Here is a 17,914-nt window from a genome sequence, read left to right as displayed (position 1 = left end):
GGGCGATCACGTTAGTTTTCTGAGTCGAAGAGGTGCGTATGTCAATCGGTGTACAAAGCAGCGACATCAATATCAGCAACGCGGAGCTGTCCCGGCTTGCCGACGCGGGACTGACCGAGCAGGGCAACAAGGCAGCCCGCAACGACGGCCGTGCGCTCGCGCGCGCGGACGCGGCGCTCGCGGCCGTCGTCGGCGAGCGTGTGTCGCCGCGGCGCGACTCGGGCCCGGGCGCGCAGCGCGTCGAGCTCGCTCAGCCGAAGCCGGCCGCGCAGACGCGCGCGACGGACCGGCGGACGGTCTCGGGAATGGAGCGCGAGCACAAGCTGCTCGCCGCGAGCCAAATGCCGGCCGTCACGGACATGCACGAGGCGCTCGTGCAGCGCCACGTGTCGCCCGGGAGCGAGGGCGACACGTGCGTCGGCGGCCACGCGTCGCGCGCAACGTCGAACGCGCCGCAGCGCTTCTCGTTCGCCGAGGACAAGGCGTTCGACGCGATGCTCGCGCTCGGCATCGCGCTGCAGAAGAACGTGCAGTCGGATCTCGTGATGCAGGGCAAGCTCACGACGCTCGCGCACGAAGCGATGATGAGCGCGGCCGCGAAGGATCGCAGCATCGGTGCCGCGCAAATGACGGCGGCGATCGCGGGCGGCGTGCTGCAGGCGACGACCTCGCTCGGTGGCGCAATGCAGCAGATGAAGGGCTTGAGCACGAAGTCGATGTCTATCGAAAAGGAGATGAAGCCGCAGGCGGAGCTCAAGCAGTTCCATGCGGAGCAGGCGCTCGAGCTGCGCGGTATCAACAAGCCGGTGCTCTCGAACGACGAGCTGTCGCACGTGAAGGTCAAGCGCGATACCGGGGAGACGACGCGCCACGAGATCGACCCCGGCGGCGAGCGGATGAGCGACGAGCACACGAGCGTGCTCGCGCAGGATGCGCCCGCCCGGCAGCACCGGATCGACATGCATGGCATTCGTCACGAAGAGAATCTCGTGAAGGCAAGCCGCCAGCAGATGAAGGGCGATCTGATCCAGTCGGGCGGCCAGATCGGCAAAAACCAGATCGACGGCGCATCGGCGCAGCAGCAGGGCGCGGACCGCGCCGAGCAGAAAGAGGACGAGAGCGCGCAGCAGACCGCGATGGCGGTGGCGGGTGCGCGGGACGAAGCGGCGCATCGCGGCCGCGAAGCCGCGCAGAAGGCGATCGATGCGGCGAAGAGCCAGATCGCGAACGACAACGCGGTGGCCGCGCAGGTGGCCGGCAATCTGCGGACCTGATGGTTCGCGCCGCGGCGGATGCGGCGGGCTTCGCCCGTCGCGCCGTCGCGTTTCCCGGGACGGGCGATGGCGCTTTTTTGAAAGCCTGCGCCGGCGTCTGTCTCCAAGATCGGAATTTCGATGGTTGAGCGCATGGCGACATACAAGGAACTGAAGGCCCGGGCGGAGGCGTTGAGCACGCAGGCAGAAGCGGCGCGGCAGGCCGAATTGCAGGCCGCGATCGACGACGTGCGCGCGAAGGTGCGCGAGTACGGTCTCACGACGTACGAAGTGTTCGGATACCGGAAGAAGCCGGGCGAGCGCAAGCGCGGAGCGGTCAGGCCGAAGTATCGCGATCCGGCGACGGGCGCAACCTGGAGCGGGCGCGGTATCGAGCCGAAATGGATCCGCGGGCGCAACCGGGACGAATTCCTGATCGAGTGAAGGCGGGCGCCGCGCATCGCGCGCGCTCTCGATGAATCCGACAGCACGAAGGTGAACCACGATGAATGTCCATGTCAACATGGGGCGCGCGCTGGCCGCGCGCGATTGGCCAGCGGTTGCGGCGCTCGCGAAAACGATGCCCGTCGATGCCGGTGTGAGGGCGATGACCGACGACGATCTGCGCACGGCGGGCGTCGATCGCCGGTTGCCGGAGCAAAAGCTTGGCGCGGCGATCGACGAATTCGCGTCGGTCCGGCTGCCCGATCTGGTCGACGGCCGCTTCGTCGAAGGCCGCCCCGCAGCCCTCGCGGTGTTCGACGATGCGCGCGTTGCGCTGCGCAGTCACGCGCTCGCGCAGCGCAACTTGCTCGAGCGCTGGGAATCCCAGCACCTGGGCGGCACGCTCGACGCCGCGGGCGACAACGGCGGCGTTCAGCCGGATCCGATCCTCCAGGGGCTCATCGACGTGATCGCTCAGGGCAAGTCCGACGTCGACGCATACGCCAGGATCGTCGAGGGGCTGACGAAGTATTTCCAGAGCGTCACCGACGTGATGAGCAAGCTGCAGGACTACATCTCGGCAAAAGACGACAAGAACATGAAGATCGACGGGCACGCGATCCGCAAGCTGCTGCAGGACGTCATCGATCATCTGCCTACGATGCAGCTGCCGAAAGGTGCGGACTTCGCCCGCTGGCGCAAGGAGCTCGGCGGTGCGGTGACGATCAGCGATTCGGGCGTCGTGACGATCAACCCCGACAAGCTGATCAAGATGCGCGATTCGCTGCCGGACGAGAGCGACGTGACCTGGGACACCGCGCGCTACCAGGCGTGGAACACGGCGTTCTCCGGCCAGAAGGACAACATCCAGAATGACGTCCAGACGCTCGTCGAGAAGTACTCGCACCAGAACTCGAGCTTCGACAATCTCGTCAAGGTGCTGAGCGGCGCGATCTCGACGCTGACGGACACCGCGAAAAGCTATCTGCAGATCTGAATGGGGCCGCGCGCCGGCGCGGCGCCGATCGCCGCCGCCCCGATCCGGAGCAACCGACAAGAGGAAAAGGACTCGCATGCCGCCGTTCATTCAACGATCTTCGTCCATCCACAACAAGCCGACCGCGGTTGCGAGCGGCGCCCTGCGTTCGTCGGCGTCCGACGGCGGCGCCTGGCCGCGCTCTTCCACGCCGACGACGCGCAACGTCGATCCCCGGCGGATGAGCCGCGCGCAATTGGAGCGCGCGGGCCTCTATCCGCTCGTCGACGACGACGCGCCGCCGTCGGCGCAGCCCGCGCCGGACGACGCGGCGGCCCGGCGCGCATCGCGGCCCGATGCCGGCGTGCCGAAGCGGAGCGCGGGCACGCGTGCGGCGACGGCGTTTCCAACCGTCGCGCCGCCCGACAGAATCGTGACGACCGAAGGCGTGACGCGCGTCGGCTGGGCCGACTCGATCGATAGAGGCGTGAAGCGATGACGATCGGCTCATGCCCGAACGAAGCCGCCGTCGCGCTCGCGACAGCGAAGACGTTGCTGGCCGGCATTCTGGGCGTGCCGGAGGCGGACTTCGCACCGGAGCAGCGGTTGCTCGACGATCTGGCGATGGATTCGCTCGAGTTGATCGAGCTTGCGATGGCGCTAGACGAGCGCTGGCACATCCGGCTCGATCGCGCGCGGCTCGCCGATATCGCGACGGTGGCCGACGTCGCCGCGCTGCTCGGCGCGGCCGACGCATGAGCGCGCGCCGTCCGGATGCGGCACGCATGCGCGCACGCGTCGCGCGCGTGGCCGCGGCGCTCGCGATCAGCATCGTGTCGGCGGGCCGCGTCGCGCATGCGGACTGCATCGACGACGCCGCGCGGCGCTATGGCGTCAACGCCGATCTGCTGCGTTCGATCGCGTATTACGAGTCGGGACTGAACCCGCGCGCGCTGCATCGCAACGACGACGGCTCGACCGACATCGGCCTGATGCAGATCAATTCGGTGCATTTGGCGGCGCTGCGCAATCAGGGAATCGACCGTCTGCGGCTGTACGACGCGTCGATCAACGCGCGCGTCGGCGCGGCGCTGCTGCGCCGGCAGATCGATCAGTACGGCGATACGTGGCGCGCGGTCGGCGCGTACCACTCCCGCACGCCGGGCTTGAGCGACCGCTATGCGCGCGCGGTTCACGACGTCTATGTCGCGCGACCCTGGGAAAGAAAGATGGCTGCGCAGCGGGATGCGGCGGTGCGCACGATGCTGGCGCGCGAGCCGGGGCTCGTCATCGAGGAGGCGTCGGTGCAGTGAGACGGCGGAGGGAAGCGGGCGCGTGCGTCGACATGGGCGTGTTTATGGATAGACGTGCGGCCGCTTCGCCTGCCGCCGTCGAGGCGGCCAGCGAGCGGGCAATCCGATGGACCCGCTTCGGCATGCGATTCGTTTTGCAGCGTCGCGCATCGATTCGGCGAAGGAGCGGCGTTTGAACGACGATTGAGTCGTGATTGAACGGGATACCGAAATGCGGGGGCCGATCCGGCCGCGAATCGCTTCGGGAGCGACGGATCGACGGAACTCCTTGAATCCGTCGAGCGCTCCGAAGTCACCGAAGTCTCGTCGAAGTCGTCGAATCCTCAGTCCCCGCAGCTCCACGATCCGGACCATCGCGGCAGCCCTCGCCGGACGATCCGGATCACACGCTACTTCGTCACGCGGTGCCCGGCTCGTCCGACGTTCTCTTCGCGTCTAGCGACGCATCCTCCGCCGCACGGCGGTACGTGGCTTCGAGCGTTTGCACCGTCTGCTGGAAGCGGGCGAGCGTGTCGGCGCGCTCGGCCGGCAACGCGTTCGCGACGAGATCGATCGCCTGCTGGCGCGCATGCAACTGAAGCTCGCGGTACTCCGGGCGCGCGATCAGCTCGGCGCCCATCAGCGCATCGGCGCGCTGCCGGATCTCGAGGTAGAGCGGATTCGTGCCGGCGCCGCTCGGCGTGAACACGCCTTGCTTGTCGGCGCCGGGCAGCCCCGTCGCGCGCGCCGCATCGCCGAGCGCTGCGACGAACGCCGGGCGCACATTGCCCGCGCGTGTCGCGGGATCCATGCAGAAGCGGTCCTTCGCTTCGCTGAAGATCGCGCAGAGCGCCGATTCGTAGATCTGCCGGGCGAATTCCGGATCGCGCCGGATCTCGGTGGTGCGCGTGTCGGCGACCTGCTTGACCGCCTCGTCCATGAAATGCCGGATCGCCTGTTTCGGGTCGCCGGTGGGTCGATAGCTGCCGACATAGCGAACGTCCTGCAGCTTGACCCGCCCGGGCGCGTTGTCCGGCGCGCTGCGGTGGAACAACTGGCCGAGCGCTTCGCCGATCTTGCTGAAGACGCGCTTTATCTGCTGTGCAAACGATGTGCGCGGCCGCGCTTCGCAACGGTTGGCGTGAACGTCGAACGACGCGTTCCTGACGTGCGTGAATCCGCCGATTCTCGGGTTGTAAGTCATGTTGTGCTCTCGATTGAGTGGAAAGGGAACCGGTCGCCCGCATCCGCGTCGCGTTTCGTTCGACAACGGCGCTCGCGTAATGCGGATAACCGGATCGATTCTAGGGGCCGACGCACGTGGTCCGATTCCATAAATAGCGCATTTGCGGTTGCGCGAGGCCTCGTGACGTCACATGCGGTCGTATGCGGCGACGCTCGGCGATGTGCGACTGTTCAACCGCCATTAGCGCATTGACGCGGACGGCCACGCCCGCTCCGGTTTGCACACTGACGCGCGAAGCGAACCCATGCCGCATGGCCGAGCGAGCGCGTGCCGGGTGCGGCGCGCGACGCGCGGGCGCGCGCAGTCCGCGACGCTGCGCCGCTTGCCCGGCGAACCGGCATGTGCATTGCCGCCTGAGCGGAATCTGAAAGCTACGCTGGACGAATGTCTTCAGCATCGGCATTCGTGTCGAGCGGGATCGCGCGCCGGCCACCCGGCGTTGACGCGCAGCCGGGGCGACGATCCGCTCGACGCTCATGCGCGCCGGCCAGAGCGGCTGGCGCGCCGTATCAGAACGTCTCGAAGCAAAGGGAGGACAGGATGATCAATGTCGATGCATTCGTCGCAAGCGCACGATCCGGCGCGCGTTTCGTCGTCGGCGGCGACGCGCGCGGCCCGGCGGTGTCGGTCGCGAGGTTGGGGATCAAGGAGCGGCTGTTCGAGATTCTCGCGCACGTCCCGCTGCTCAAGCACTGCGGCGTGGTCCGGCGCTACGTCGAGCAGGTTCGCACGGAAAACCGCCGCGCGCTCGAGGGCTTCGTGCTCGCGCTGTCGAAGCGATACGGAACGGAATGCGCGAAGGCGGCGTTCGACTATGGCGCGCGGCGCGACGGGGAGCCGCTGGATCGGCGGCTCGTACGCAACATGGTGTCGATCGCCGAGCACTTTCACGGGACGGGCGATGCGAAGCCGCTTGCGCGCCAGATGGTATTCCGGTCATGGGAATGGCGAGGTATCGATCATCCGGGGCATGCATCGCTGACGATCAAGAATCAGGCGGATGCCGATGCCAGCCAGCACGTGTACGAGCACGTCAGTTGGTGGCCGCACAACCCTTTCGATGGCAAGGGATTCGAGCGCGTCGACGCGGAGGCGCTGAACGATTACCGCCAGGACAAGCGATCGGAAATCGGCGCGCAAACCGTGCGCAATCTGTGGCGAGGCGAGCTCGCGAGAGGAAAGATCGGGAAGGAGGCCTACGATCCGCTTGACGACGCGGATTTTCGCGACGCACGTTTTTTCCCGAGAGCGGGGCAGAAGCTGGATAAGGAGCTGCAATGGGGGCAGAGCGCGCGCAAGGTGTACTTCCCGGCGATCGGATTCAACCGCGACAAGCACAATAAGCGCGACGGGCACGACACGCGCGACGCGTCCGGCCGGGCTACGTTCGTGCTGTTCGGGCTGAACGAGGCGGCGATGTTGCGCGACGCGCGCACGGTGAAGAACGCCGCAACGACGGGCGAACTCAAGTACCAGATGATCAGCAAGACGGAAAACTGCGCGTCGATGGCGCTGCGCGTGCTGCGCTGCGGCGGCGCCGAGCAGTTCGTGCCGTATACGGCCACATGGATCTCCGAGGATCCGAATCGTGCGCATGCGTATGCGCAGACCGTGCAGGAGAGGATCGACACGCTGAATCGGCAGCGCGCCGGCGTCGCGCGCCACTGCGAGCGGTTGTACGAAAGCGCGTCGGTGCGGCTGGCGTGGCGCGCATTCTCGGAGGCTGGCGCGGCGGCGGGCAATGCGGCGGGAGGCCCGTTCGCGCGCGAAACCGATCTCGGGCGAGCGCCGGCGCACGCGCCGCGGCAAGCGCGGCTCGACGATCTCGCGCGCGAGGTTGAGCGGATCGGCGCGTACTTCGCCGAACTGTCTGCCGGGCGATCCGGCAAGCATCGCGATCGAGCGGACGCAGATCTGGCCGACGCGATGAAGCGTTGCGCACCGTCGGCTCGCGACGACGTCGCGGCTCTGACGCGCAAGGCGCGCGTGTTCGTCGAGACGCTCGACCGGCATCTCGGCGTGCCGCCGCCGAACGACCAATCCGCGCTGCAGATGCTGGCCGCGCACGCGATGATCGCCCAGATCGAAGCGTTCATGGCGATCGCGATCGCCGACTGAAGGTCGCACGAAGGCCTCATGAGGGCATGGAGGCCGCGTGAGCGCGCCGCCGCTCGTCGGACACCGGCGCGCACCGATTTGAATCACATGACTCGGATGGAGAACCTCAAACGATGAATACGCATACCGAATGGTTGGACACGTTGAGCGAAGCGGCGGGCGTACCGCTGGACTTCGACGAGCACGGGCAGTGCTTCGTGCTGCTCGACGGGCAACTGATGATCTCGATTCGCGACCGGCCCGACGCGCTCGTGCTGTACGGAATGGTCGGCGAATTCCCGGCGGATGCGCCGGCCGAGATGTGGAAACGGATGCTCGCCGTCAATCTCGACTTGTCGGAAGCGGGCGGCGGCGGCCTCGGCCTCGACGAGGACATGGCGGCCATGATGCTGATCGAGCGCATTGCAACGGCGAATCTCGACGTACGCGAATTTGTCGACGCTTTCGAGGCATTCGCATCGCGCCTCGAAAGCGTGATCGGCACGTTCGAACAGATGGGCGCGTACGACGCCGTCGTGCGGGATCGCCCGGCGGATTCACACGCGGCCCGCGCGTGGCGCGGTTGAATCGACGAAGCGGCGGCCCAGTCCGATTGCCGCGCACGACGCCCGCCCGCGCGCAGCCGCGACAGCTGAGTGGCGAACGTGTGAACGACCGAAACAGGTCTGAAATCTTCCAGTGATGTGCGCGCGCTAAGCTCAATGACATGTGCGGGTGCGGCGGGGATCGCGTTTGGCTCGGGCGACGCGTCGTGCAGGCGGGCGCGCAGGACAGGATGCATCGGAGCAACAAGAATTCGATTATGGTAGTAGAGAGAAAGTGTGAACGGGTGCTTGTCGTCGACAGCCATCCAATCGTGCGCGACGGCATCGAGGTCGTGCTCGGCAGGGCGTATGCGGGAATCGACGTGGGCGGCGCGGCCGACATGGCCGAGGCGAGCGATCGGTGCGGTCGTGATCGCCTGGATCTCGTGCTGATGGATGTGATGCTGCCGGGCGACGATCCGCTGCCGGCGATGGGCGAGATCCTGCGGGTTCATCCGGATGTGCTGTTTGTCGTCTTCACCGCGCTCGGCTCGGAGGCGCGCGCGGCGGATGCGATCCGCTTCGGCGCGTCCGGCTATCTGCTGAAGTCGTGCAGCCCGGCCGGCGTCGTGCAGGCGGTTCGGCACGTGATGGCGGGGCGTGTTCACATCGATCCGTCGCTCGACAAGGCAAGAGTGGTATCGGCGGCGGGCGGCCGCACGCTGGCGTCGCCCATTGACGAGCTCACGCCGCGCGAGAAGCAGGTGCTTAAGCTGATCGCGGACGGGATGCGCAATCGCGAGATCGCGTCGGTGCTGAACATCAGTCCGAAAACGGTCGATTGCCATCGGCAGCGGCTGATGCAGAAGCTGGGCGCACGCAACGTCGCGACCGTGATCCACTGGGCGTATCGATACGGATATGCGAACGCGTGTGCGCAGGCGATGTAGTGCACGGCGGGCGCGCTCGCATCAGATTGCCGCGCGACGCGGCATCGAGCATCTGACATCCGACGTGACGAGCCTCGACCACCGCATGCCGCGCGCCGAGCGGTTCGTGAAAGTGCCGCGCCGATGCGTGCCGGAGAATGGATGCTCGCCAATGTTCACGAAAGGAAAGACGTCATGACGAAGCTGAATGAAATGACTGTCGCGCAATGGAGCCGCCGGCATGACGCGATCGAGCGGCATGCGCGACCCGATGGCGACGACCAGCGCGCGCAGGGCGCGGCGAGCGAACGCGATGGCCGGACGATGAGAAGCGAGATCAAGGCGATCCGGATGGACGTGCTCAAGGAGATCCGCTTCAATAGCGCGGTCAGCAAGCAGGTGCTGCTCGCGAAGCGGAACCGGATCGTCTCGAACATTCGTGAGGTTAGCGAAAAGATCGACAGGAAAGGGCTATTCGGCAAGGTGTTCGAAGCGGTCAAATGCGTCGCGCATCGCGGCCTGTATCACGACCGGCACGCGCTGCGAACACTCGACGCGTTGGTCGTCCGGCACATCGGCGATCGGCCTGAGGATCACAAGTGCAAGGTCTTGCCTATGCGGACGCGGCGTCCGGCGCCGTGAGTGCATGTGCGCGTCCGACGCAAGCCGACAGGTTGGCATGCGGTGCGGGCGCGGCACATGCGGCACGAGCCGGCCGCCGATGCGTTGCGGGCGCTTGCGCCCAGCCCGCTGCATCGCCGACGCTTGCCGGGGGCGTCGCATGCGGCGCATCGTGAGTCAGGCGTCGCACGCCGTGCATTGCCTATCGCTTGCAGCACGCCAGGCGCTTCAGCTCTCGACGCCCCGCTCATGCCCGATTCGGCAGCCTTTTGGTGCGCTGCGCATTTCGTAATGCGTGACGCGTTGCGCAGTGCGCAGTGCGCGACATGCGGCATGTGTCCCGCACGGTCTCTCGGTAGACGCGCTTTCCGTCGTACCATTCACCGGCCTTCACTATGGCGAAGATGCACACGCCCCGCAGCGGCCCGCTGCTGCAGTTCTTTTCGACCGACGACATGCCGTTCGCGCACGCAGCGGCGTTCTGGAGCGCGCATGTGTTCCAGTGCGAGGACGTGCGCGCGGCGGCGCGCGCGTTTCACGGGCACGGCTTTCTCTGCCGGTGCGAGCGCGGCCGGTTCGTTCGTTTCCGCGGCGCGTCGCTCGACGCGCGGAGCGGCGAAGCCTGGCTGAGCGCAGCGACGGCCGACGCGCACGTGACGATCTGCGCGCTGCATGCGGGTGAGTGCACGGTCGAAGCGCCCGGCTTGCCGGATGCACGTTTTTGCGCGAACGACCTGTTCATGCTCGACGGCGGCCAGCCGATGCGCGTGCGCTGGAATGAGCCGAGTTTCAGTGCGCTCAGGCTGCCGCGCGCGTCGGTGGGGCGCACGCTCGGCCAGGCGGCAATGGATTCGTCGCCGGGCGCGGCTTCGTTGCAGGCGGCGCGGCTCGCACCGTTTCTCGCGGCCGAACTCGCGCTGATCGGCGATCGCGGCCCGGCACTATCGTCCGAAGAGCTCGATTGCGTGCTCGCGCGCGCGGCCGAACTCGGCCGCGCGCTGCTTCAGGCGGCGCTGTCGTCGCGCGTGCGGCGCGGCGCGCCCGCGCGCGCTGACCGGCTGCAGTCCGCGTACCACTACATCGATCAGCATCTTCATCTACCGACGCTCACGCCCGAGCGGATCGCCGACGCGATCCACTGCTCGCGGACGCAACTCTATCGCCTGTTTCGCCGCGAATCGCAGACGGTGAAGGCGGTGCTGCGCGACGCGCGGCTGAACCGCAGCCTCGGCTACCTCGAGCGGCCCGAACTTGCGCTCAGCATCGGCGAGATCGCGCATGCGTGTGGGTTTCCCGATCAGTCGACGTTCGGCAAGCTGTTTCGCCGGCGCTTCGGTAGAACGCCCGGCGAAGTGCGGCGCGCCGCGCGGGGACACTGCGGCGAAGCCGCGCCGCCGGACTTCGCGGAAGGCGGAGATGCGGCGCGTGCGTGAACGCTTCGACGGCGGGCGGCGATCGGGATGCGCGGATGGTTCGACGGACTGCCGGGCGAGGCGTGCTGGGCGGGGGTATCGCGATGAAACTGCGCTGCCACGATGCCGTGGAAGACGTCGACGCGGTGCGAACACGAGCACCTCAACGACAAATTGCGATTTCGCCACGTCGGCGCAGTTCCGCGAGCAGCGTCTCGTGGATTCGTTGCCATCGGCTTGCTGCCACGCAGCGAGTCGTCGCCAGTAGGCCGTACCCGAGCCACAACCCATTTCCGGTGGCAGCAGGTTCCGCCCAATACTGAGCGCAACACGAACACGATGCCAGCCAGCACCGCACGGTCGGGCGTTGGTTTGCGGCCAGCATGCCGGCGATTGTGCGGGCGGAAGCGGTTCGATGAGCGACCGCAATTCGTCGTCGATACGTTCTTTCGGTATCGCTTCCTGTCAGGCAAAACAAGACGGGAAGTTAATATCAATTCGGAAAAGTTAATAGAACTGAAATTTAATCTCGAAACAGCTCATTAGTCTGGTCCACCGCGATGAACAAATATGTCGTCACGCTCGTCATTGCGGCTGGCGTCCCGGCTGCCCAGGCCACATCTTTCGACTGCTCGAATGCAGTCACGCATGCCCAAAAGCTGATATGTCGCGACGCGACGATTTCGAGTCTGGACGATACAGTGATGACCACCTACGAACAAGCAGACGACTACCTCCGCCGATTGCCTCTTCTTGTGGCCACCGAACAGGACGGCTTCACCAACGCTCACAGGGCCTGGCTCGGCGAACGTGACCGGTGTGCTTCCACCCACTGTCTTGCTGACAGTTACAGGAGACGGCTCGATATCCTAAACGGAGATTTGGTCAGATACAGGTCGATTTACTTCTACTACTGATCAGCATTCAACAGGCGAAGGCGAGGAAATGGAATCCGGCCAGCGTGTGAGGCAAATGTCCATAGTCGCGCGCGAGGCGTCGAAAGCGCGCAGCCCATGCGAAGCTGCGCTGGACCACCCAGCGTCTGGGCAGCAACACGAAACCGCGTTTGGCCTCGGTGTGCTTGACCACCTCCGACTCAATGCCGTGGCTTGGTGCTGCCTGACGAGCCGCTTCGTCGGTATAGCCCTGATCTTGTCTTGTTAGCGGCAAAGTTCGTAACACCCGCTAAAGTTGCTCATCTCGATCAAGAGGGTGGGCGGCGCCCTGCGCCGCGCGACCGACTACGTGCTGTTCGGATTGCAGACCAGACAGGCCGTGGGGTACGACGTCAAAATCTGGAACGGGATGAAGCCGGACGACGGCGGCGCGTACAGCAAGTACGACAAGCTCGTGCTCAAGTACCGCGCGTTCTACCGGGGCTGGGTCGACCGCGTCGCCGAGGCGACCGCGCAGCCGCGAGTGAGCGGCGATGCGTGAGTCGGCGGCCCTGGAGGGTGTTATGAACTTTGCCGCTGATAAGACAAGCTGTCGGGATGAAAGCCCCGCAAGCCTTATTACATCAGCTTAGCTGACGTGTCCTGGAAAACGAGGGAAAGCCAGGAATGGCCGGAGGGAGAAGGCCACACGTTATCGCTCGTCTGAAGCCGGTCGGCAAGGTCATGTACCGCGAGCAATGCGGTGCACGCTGCCGGCAAATCCACGAGACGACGGTTCGTCGAGTGCGTGATCTGCTGCTGTTCGAATACCGGGTGGTGCGGCATGTGCCCCGCCGCCGGGTTTGGTGCGAACGCTGCCGCGACCCGCGACTGGAGAGGCTGGCGTGGCTGGGTCGCTACCAGCGAGTGACGGAGCGCTTCGCCAAGGCCTGCGAGAAGCTGCTGCAGGCTGCCAGCGTGCAGGCGGTAGCGGTCTTCTACGATCTGGGCTGGCACACGGTCAAATCAATCGACAAGATGCGCGTGCGCGTCGTACGGTGACGCACGGTGCGAAGGTCGACTCGATCGCGTTGGTCGTGCAGATTTCGTAACGCTGCTAAGCCGCGCCACCAGACTCCGTGGAGGGCGGAGTCTGGTGGCGCGTGGATCAGCATTTCATCGATAGATCGCGATTTCGATCGCGACACTGCCGCTATCGGGATTGAACGCCGGCAGGGCAAGCAAATGCTGTTCGGTGACGGCGCTCACCTGAGCATCGTCGATCCGATACCAGATTCCCCCCCGCTTCACATAAGCGACATAGTGACCACCCGTGTTGTAGTCGAAAGCGACGAGCCGATCACGGTTTGGCAGATCCGCGTAGGTGAGCGGATAGGAGTTCAGCCAGAACGCCTTGGTGTTGGGCGGCGCGTGAAGTATGGCGTTCGTTGCGTTCGTTGCGTTGCTCGCGCTGCTTACTCCATACAGCGGCATCCGCAACGCCTGAAGCACGTCCAGCGTGAATCCCGGCTGGCTGCCCGGAATTCCCGTCATCGCGCGCAGCGCGGCGACCGCGGTTTGCAACTGCGTATCGAGCTCTTCGGTCGATGCGGCGTCATAGTTTTCGAGCAGCGTGCGGACCGCAGACGGGACGTCGTTGTCCGACAGGATTTCGTCGAGCGCGGGCGAGTGAACGGCCAACTGCAGCGCCGTGTTGATGAAACACGAGTTGCCGAGGTTTGGCAAGCCGCGCGGCGGCGTGGTCGGCGCAGTATCGAAGCTGGTCGTCAGCGGATTGGCCGACTGTTCGCCCGTCATGCTCTTGATGCCGGCGGGCACCATGATCTCGTGGCGGCTGTTGGATTTGAGCGGCCCGATCGCCGTGAACGCGAGCCGGCGATCGCTCAGCCACGACGGCGTGTTGACGGCGACGCTCGCGCCATCTTCACCGCGCAACTCGATGTGTCCGACCGAGCGCGCGTCGATCGCGCGATCGAATGCGAGCTCGATCGTCGGGTGGCGCAACGCCGCGTGCGTCGGCGCGACCCCGGCGGATACGATGCCCGGCGAAGCGGTGGGCGCGTTCGGGGCGGCTGCTTCCGGCTGCGCCGGATACGCTAGTTGCACGGTCGGCGGCACGAACGCAGATGGAGCGAATTTGTTCGAATCGCCGCCGCTGCATCCAGTGAGCAAAGCGACGGTCAGTGCGAGCGCTGCGCCGACGCGTCGGGGCGCGTGCATGCAGGTGGCGAGGCGGGACGAATAGCGGGTCGAGTCGGGCGATGCGTGTCGCGCCGGATACGGGGCATTGGAATGGTCGGGGTGGTTCGAAGTGTGTTTCGTCATTGCAAGATAGAAGGTGAACATTGATCGTGAATGGAATCGATTAACTTGGCGACGGCGGCGCGCGCGGTCGCCAAGTTGGGTATGGAGCGGATCACGGACGCGCGTCGCCACCGGGCTTGCCGCGCGGCAGATCGGCCCAGCATGCGCCGATGCGACGGGGCAGCGCGACATTCGACACAGACGACGCGTGCGCTGCCGTGCCGCTGCCGCCCGCGTTGTCGTCCTGCCGGCTCGCGGCGCGCCGCTGCCGCGCAATGTCGTCGCGGCGGGCTCGCTCGAGCGCGTCGATCCGCTCGATGTGCGCGAGCAGCGCGTTGTGCCCGGAGAAGTCGTAGCGCACGTCGATGTGGCGCACGCCGAGACGTTGGAGCTGCCCTTTCGCGCCCGGAAAATCGCGAGGCGTGAAGCGGCGCACGCCGTAGCGGAAGTCCTGGACGAAGCGCGCGACGGCGAGTGGCCCCGCGTACCGGTGCACGAGAGTGACGTCACCGAGCGCGATGCGCAGCGTGACGTCGCCGCACTGATCGGGCCGCCAGTCGATCTGCTCGGACACGCGCAAGTTGTAGTTCGTCAGCGTGCGCGCTTGCGGCGCGCATTGCAGTGTCAGTACCGTTTCGAACGGCTTCGCCTGCGCTTCGCGGTTCACGTCGGTCGGCTGCGCGACGATTCCGATGCGCATCGTCTTCGCGCGTAGCGCGTCGATCTGCTTGCCGAGCGACGCGATCCGCTCGTCGAGCTCAGCCGCCGCCTGCTGTTGCTCGCGCCGCTCGGCGTCACGCCGCGCCTGCGCGACACGTCGGGCGGCCGCGTCGTCGACGAGCTGCAGGAACGCGTTGGTGAACGGCAGTCGGTAGCCGAGCGTGTCGACTGCCGAGGCGCGTGCCGCGCCGACGCGCACGAACGGCTTCGCCGGGCCATCGACGAACGCCCAGATCGCGCCTTGCGGACCGAACAGCCGATCGTTTGCGTCGTCGCGCGTCGCCGCGCGCTCGAGCGGCCACAGCACGTCGCGTTCCCAGTCGTCCTGCAACGCGCACGACGCCTGCCGCTCGACGTACGCGATCACCGTGTGAAGCGAGCCACCGACGAGGCGCCAGACGAGGTCGCCGCCGACGTCGCGATCGCCCGCGAGCCGCTTGACGTCGCGCAGCGCGTCGTCGGCCGCGCGCATCGCGGACGCCTCGACCGATGGGTCGACGCCGAAGCCGTGAAAATCGGCCGCGAGGCGGTAAGCGGCGCCGGGGCCCGCGAGCGCGTTGGCGGCGAGCGTAGCGACGCGCTGCTCGTAGTCGACGAGCGCGTCGCGCAGCGCGGCGTCGCGCTCGAGCGTGAGCCGGCCCTGCGCGGGTGCGCCGCCGAGCGCCTCGCGCAGGGCGCGGCCACCGCTGCGCGAGATCGAGCCGAGCGCAGAGCCGAGACCGCCGCCGCTCGCCGCGGGCATTCGCGCGGGCGCGAGCATTTGCGACGCGGTCCGGACGAACCGCAGCCACGGCGGCAGCGCGTCGTCGCGCACGGATTCGAATTCGTGATTGACGCGCGCGAGCAACGCCGCGAACGGATCGCGGCGATCGGGAATCCGGTCGATCATCGCGCGCCATTGCGCTTGCGTCATCAATCGCTGCTCGTCTTGCGGGAAACGTGCAACGAAGTCGCGCCAGGCACTGATGCGCGTTGCGTGATACCAAGTGTCGAACGCATCGCGATGGAACGCGAACTTCGACCGGTTCGGGACCGCCTGCGCCATCTCGTCGAGGAACGCGTCGATCGCCAGCCGATGGGCGGCCGTCAGCGAGGCGGGAACGCGCACGTCGCGCAGCGCGGGAGGCTGCGCGAGCGTCGCGGCGGCCGGCCAGAAGTCGGCGAGGGTCACGTCGCGCGGCGGCGATGCGTCAGGCAGCGCAAGCAGCCACGCGCCGTCAGGGTCGCGGTACGCGAGCCGTTCGAGCTGCGCCTGCATGGTCGCGATCCGCGCGTGGAGCGCGCCGTCGTCGGGTGCGCTCCACGCGATCTGGTCGATGGTGAGCGCGCCGATGCGCGGCGACAGGCCGTCGCCGAAATCGCGCGCAGTGCTTGCCTCGTGCGTGTCGTACGTGTCCTTCGTGCCGCCCGCGCCATCCGACGGGGGCGCGCCGTCGCGCTGTGGCGCGCGCGCGAGTGCCGGCGCGGGCATCCGCGCAAGCGACTCGCGGTCCGCGCCGCTCCGGCGCGCCTGCATCAGGTTCACGTAGCGGACCAGATTGCGGATGCGCGAGGCGGCGTCGCCGTCGTACGCCGCGTGCGCGTTGCTCGCGTCGTCTGGCTCGCCGAAGAACAGCCGGTCGACAGCGGGCTCGATCGAGCGCCGATAGTGCGCGACGTAGCGGCGCTTGAGTTCCGCTTCGAGCCGGCCAACGGGCGTCGCGTCGGCGATCGGGGGGGCGAGTCGCCGCACGAGCCGCCGCTCGTCGTGCCGCTCGACGTCGACAATCACGCGGCCGATCCGCTCGAGCGTCGCCGCATCGCGCGCGAGCTCGCCCGTAAAGCGAGGATGCGCGGGGTAGTCGCGGTGGATCAGCTCGACGGTCCGCATGTCGCCGATGAACGACGCGCTCATCAGCAGCCCGATGGCGGCGCACGCGAAGAGCCACGCGGCGAGTGCGGCGCGCCGCAGTGTCAGACGCGAGCGGCTCGGCCGCTCGACAGGTTGCGATGCATCGCGATCGCCCGGCAGCACGCGCGAGAACACGTCGTGCAGGAACAGGCCCGCGTCGCCGGGCGCGCGCGCTGGCGCGGCGTCGAGCAAGTCGGGCAGCGTCAGCGACGGCGCGCCGCCCGTCTGACGACCGCTCGCGAACAGCAGCCCGCGCAGGTAAGGCGTTTCCTGATAGATGTTCGGGCCGAACGCTGCGCGCACGAAAGCGTCGAGCGCAGGCCGCAGGCGCGCGAACTCGTGCGGTAGCATCAGCGTGCGCGGCGACGGCGGCTCGCCGTGCGCCGCCGACGCGACGCGCAGCGCCGCGAGCCGGGCGTCGACGCTGTCGAGCGCGTGCGCGACGAACGCATCCGCATCATGATCGCCGAGATAGCCGAACGCGCGCTCGCGTTGCTCCGGCGCAAGCTGCGCGGCCCAATCTTCGAAGCCGTAGAGCCGGTCGCATTGTGTGACGAGCACGTACACCGGAAAACGCCGCTCGAACAGGCGGATCAGTTGTTCGAGCCGCTCGCGAAGCGCACAGCCGTCGATCGTCAGCGCGTCGCGATCCGCTTCGACGAGGCGCTGCGCGTCGATTGCAACGACGACGCCGTCGACGCCGCGGCGCGCCCGAGCGCGGCGGAGTTGCCCGATGAGCGCGTCCCATGCGCGGCGATCGTCGTCGGACGCGTCGGGCTCGGCGAAGCGGCCCGCCAAGTCAAGTACGACCGCGTCATCGAAGCACCACCAGTCGCAGTCTTCGGTAGGCGAAATGCTCTCGTCGTGACGCGTGTGCCGTAGCGGCGACGCGATGCGCGCGCGCGCGAGCGCCGTTGTCTTGCCCGTGCCCGTGCGGCCGATCACGAGATACCACGGCGGCGCGTCGCGCGAGCGGCCACGCAAGCCAGGCGCGGGCGCGGCGCGTTCGAGCGCGTCGAGCGACGCGCGCCAGCGCTCGATGACGCGCTTGAGTGGCGCGTGACGATCGCCCGGCAGAGGTTCGGACGCGTCGAGCCGCGCGATCTGTCTGCGCGCGCGCACGGCGCGCAGCGCGCGGCGCGCGAGCCCGAACAACAGCCATCCTGCGAGCCCTGCACTGAACAAGGTGGGCGTGCCCCACAGCGGCCACTCGAAATAGAGCGCGGTCGCCCAACTGAGCGCGGCAAGCGAGACGAGCGCGAGGAGCCGCGCGAGCATCATGCAAAGC

Annotated in this window: 14 protein-coding genes and 5 pseudogenes; 14 read left to right on the top strand and 5 right to left on the bottom strand. The window is 67.2% G+C overall.

Translation table 11 applies throughout. The annotated features are described in order from the left end of the window. Positions 1-38: 38 nt before the first annotated feature. The 6 genes and pseudogenes from OEJ37_RS02330 (at position 39) to OEJ37_RS02305 (ending at position 3,986) form a co-directional block, all read left to right on the top strand. Complete coding sequence (locus OEJ37_RS02330) at positions 39-1,274, top strand: IpaC/SipC family type III secretion system effector (RefSeq protein WP_263343047.1); 1,236 nt, start codon at positions 39-41, stop codon at positions 1,272-1,274. A 132-nt stretch (positions 1,275-1,406) separates the two neighbouring features. Next, positions 1,407-1,697 (top strand): H-NS family nucleoid-associated regulatory protein, encoded by a 291-nt coding sequence (locus tag OEJ37_RS02325; RefSeq protein WP_174421067.1) that lies wholly within the window; start codon positions 1,407-1,409, stop codon positions 1,695-1,697. Positions 1,698-1,758: 61 nt separating this feature from the next. Then, complete coding sequence (gene sctA, locus OEJ37_RS02320) at positions 1,759-2,694, top strand: type III secretion system needle tip protein SctA (RefSeq protein WP_263343046.1); 936 nt, start codon at positions 1,759-1,761, stop codon at positions 2,692-2,694. Between the two features lie 121 nt (positions 2,695-2,815). Next, positions 2,816-3,172 (top strand): annotated as a pseudogene (locus tag OEJ37_RS02315) (hypothetical protein); the annotation flags it as partial. Then, positions 3,169-3,432, top strand: coding sequence for a T3SS-associated acyl carrier protein BapB (bapB, locus tag OEJ37_RS02310; RefSeq protein ID WP_175919805.1), 264 nt, complete (start codon positions 3,169-3,171; stop codon positions 3,430-3,432). The pseudogene OEJ37_RS02315 and the gene bapB, both read left to right, overlap by 4 nt. Then, a complete protein-coding gene (locus tag OEJ37_RS02305) occupies positions 3,429-3,986 on the top strand; it encodes a lytic transglycosylase domain-containing protein (RefSeq protein ID WP_263343045.1) in 558 nt (185 codons plus the stop codon). Before bapB ends, OEJ37_RS02305 begins: the two co-directional genes overlap by 4 nt. Before the next feature lie 397 nt (positions 3,987-4,383). On the opposite strand, the gene OEJ37_RS02300 is transcribed toward OEJ37_RS02305, so the two are convergent. Next, positions 4,384-5,169 carry a type III secretion protein BopE gene (locus OEJ37_RS02300; RefSeq protein ID WP_263343044.1) on the bottom strand — a complete coding sequence of 262 codons (786 nt, stop codon included), beginning with the start codon at positions 5,167-5,169 and terminating at the stop codon, positions 4,384-4,386. 582 nt (positions 5,170-5,751) lie between these two features. Between OEJ37_RS02300 and OEJ37_RS02295 the strand changes: the two genes are divergently transcribed. The 5 genes from OEJ37_RS02295 to OEJ37_RS02275 all read left to right on the top strand — a co-directional run bounded on the left by OEJ37_RS02295 (position 5,752) and on the right by OEJ37_RS02275 (position 10,836). Next, positions 5,752-7,329 carry a type III secretion system effector BopA family protein gene (locus OEJ37_RS02295; RefSeq protein ID WP_263343043.1) on the top strand — a complete coding sequence of 526 codons (1,578 nt, stop codon included), beginning with the start codon at positions 5,752-5,754 and terminating at the stop codon, positions 7,327-7,329. A gap of 113 nt (positions 7,330-7,442) precedes the next feature. After that, on the top strand, positions 7,443-7,895 hold the full coding sequence (gene sicP, locus OEJ37_RS02290) for a chaperone SicP (protein WP_263343041.1): 453 nt from the start codon (positions 7,443-7,445) through the stop codon (positions 7,893-7,895). Positions 7,896-8,131: 236 nt separating this feature from the next. After that, the gene (locus OEJ37_RS02285; protein ID WP_208459197.1) at positions 8,132-8,803 is read left to right on the top strand and encodes a LuxR C-terminal-related transcriptional regulator; all 672 of its coding nucleotides are present in this window, start codon (positions 8,132-8,134) and stop codon (positions 8,801-8,803) included. A 174-nt stretch (positions 8,804-8,977) separates the two neighbouring features. Beyond that, on the top strand, positions 8,978-9,424 hold the full coding sequence (locus OEJ37_RS02280) for a hypothetical protein (protein WP_263343040.1): 447 nt from the start codon (positions 8,978-8,980) through the stop codon (positions 9,422-9,424). Positions 9,425-9,798: 374 nt separating this feature from the next. Beyond that, entirely contained in the window at positions 9,799-10,836 is a 1,038-nt protein-coding gene (locus OEJ37_RS02275; RefSeq protein ID WP_263343039.1) for an AraC family transcriptional regulator, read from the top strand. A gap of 145 nt (positions 10,837-10,981) precedes the next feature. On the opposite strand, the pseudogene OEJ37_RS02270 reads toward OEJ37_RS02275, so the two are convergent. Beyond that, positions 10,982-11,271, bottom strand: a pseudogene (locus OEJ37_RS02270) (transposase); the annotation flags it as partial. 248 nt (positions 11,272-11,519) lie between these two features. Between OEJ37_RS02270 and OEJ37_RS02265 the strand changes: the two are divergent. Beyond that, positions 11,520-11,732 carry a hypothetical protein gene (locus OEJ37_RS02265; RefSeq protein WP_263343037.1) on the top strand — a complete coding sequence of 71 codons (213 nt, stop codon included), beginning with the start codon at positions 11,520-11,522 and terminating at the stop codon, positions 11,730-11,732. A gap of 7 nt (positions 11,733-11,739) precedes the next feature. Here the strand turns inward: OEJ37_RS02265 and OEJ37_RS02260 are convergent. After that, positions 11,740-11,967 (bottom strand): annotated as a pseudogene (locus OEJ37_RS02260) (transposase); the annotation flags it as partial. Between the two features lie 33 nt (positions 11,968-12,000). On the opposite strand from OEJ37_RS02260, the pseudogene OEJ37_RS02255 reads away from it, so the two are divergent. Both OEJ37_RS02255 and OEJ37_RS02250 read left to right on the top strand, forming a co-directional pair. Beyond that, positions 12,001-12,252, top strand: a pseudogene (locus OEJ37_RS02255) (2Fe-2S ferredoxin); the annotation flags it as partial. A gap of 81 nt (positions 12,253-12,333) precedes the next feature. After that, positions 12,334-12,740 (top strand): annotated as a pseudogene (locus tag OEJ37_RS02250) (helix-turn-helix domain-containing protein); the annotation flags it as partial. A gap of 126 nt (positions 12,741-12,866) precedes the next feature. Here the strand turns inward: OEJ37_RS02250 and OEJ37_RS02245 are convergent. After that, entirely contained in the window at positions 12,867-13,931 is a 1,065-nt protein-coding gene (locus OEJ37_RS02245; RefSeq protein WP_411859229.1) for an Ig-like domain-containing protein, read from the bottom strand. Between the two features lie 196 nt (positions 13,932-14,127). Then, positions 14,128-17,907, bottom strand: a complete 3,780-nt coding sequence (locus OEJ37_RS02240) for a type VI secretion protein IcmF/TssM N-terminal domain-containing protein (protein ID WP_317891515.1) — start codon at positions 17,905-17,907, stop codon at positions 14,128-14,130. Positions 17,908-17,914: the final 7 nt, after the last annotated feature.

It is taken from the genome of Burkholderia sp. BKH01 (assembly GCF_025685725.1).
Classification (GTDB): Bacteria; Pseudomonadota; Gammaproteobacteria; order Burkholderiales; family Burkholderiaceae; genus Burkholderia; species Burkholderia pyrrocinia_C.
The sequence above is the reverse complement of the archived record's forward strand: the minus strand, read 5'-3'. Positions and strand labels throughout refer to the sequence as shown.

What these genes read in the sequence shown, in the direction of transcription:
- OEJ37_RS02325 (WP_174421067.1), top strand. Translation starts at nt 1,407, where the DNA reads ATGGCGACATACAAGGAACTGAAGGCCCGGGCGGAGGCGTTGAGCACG.
- OEJ37_RS02300 (WP_263343044.1), bottom strand. Translation starts at nt 5,169, where the DNA reads ATGACTTACAACCCGAGAATCGGCGGATTCACGCACGTCAGGAACGCG.
- OEJ37_RS02295 (WP_263343043.1), top strand. Translation starts at nt 5,752, where the DNA reads ATGATCAATGTCGATGCATTCGTCGCAAGCGCACGATCCGGCGCGCGT.
- OEJ37_RS02265 (WP_263343037.1), top strand. Translation starts at nt 11,520, where the DNA reads ATGACCACCTACGAACAAGCAGACGACTACCTCCGCCGATTGCCTCTT.
- OEJ37_RS02275 (WP_263343039.1), top strand. Translation starts at nt 9,799, where the DNA reads ATGGCGAAGATGCACACGCCCCGCAGCGGCCCGCTGCTGCAGTTCTTT.
- OEJ37_RS02240 (WP_317891515.1), bottom strand. Translation starts at nt 17,907, where the DNA reads ATGATGCTCGCGCGGCTCCTCGCGCTCGTCTCGCTTGCCGCGCTCAGT.
- sicP (WP_263343041.1), top strand. Translation starts at nt 7,443, where the DNA reads ATGAATACGCATACCGAATGGTTGGACACGTTGAGCGAAGCGGCGGGC.
- OEJ37_RS02330 (WP_263343047.1), top strand. Translation starts at nt 39, where the DNA reads ATGTCAATCGGTGTACAAAGCAGCGACATCAATATCAGCAACGCGGAG.
- sctA (WP_263343046.1), top strand. Translation starts at nt 1,759, where the DNA reads ATGAATGTCCATGTCAACATGGGGCGCGCGCTGGCCGCGCGCGATTGG.
- bapB (WP_175919805.1), top strand. Translation starts at nt 3,169, where the DNA reads ATGACGATCGGCTCATGCCCGAACGAAGCCGCCGTCGCGCTCGCGACA.
- OEJ37_RS02305 (WP_263343045.1), top strand. Translation starts at nt 3,429, where the DNA reads ATGAGCGCGCGCCGTCCGGATGCGGCACGCATGCGCGCACGCGTCGCG.
- OEJ37_RS02285 (WP_208459197.1), top strand. Translation starts at nt 8,132, where the DNA reads ATGGTAGTAGAGAGAAAGTGTGAACGGGTGCTTGTCGTCGACAGCCAT.
- OEJ37_RS02280 (WP_263343040.1), top strand. Translation starts at nt 8,978, where the DNA reads ATGACGAAGCTGAATGAAATGACTGTCGCGCAATGGAGCCGCCGGCAT.
- OEJ37_RS02245 (WP_411859229.1), bottom strand. Translation starts at nt 13,931, where the DNA reads ATGCACGCGCCCCGACGCGTCGGCGCAGCGCTCGCACTGACCGTCGCT.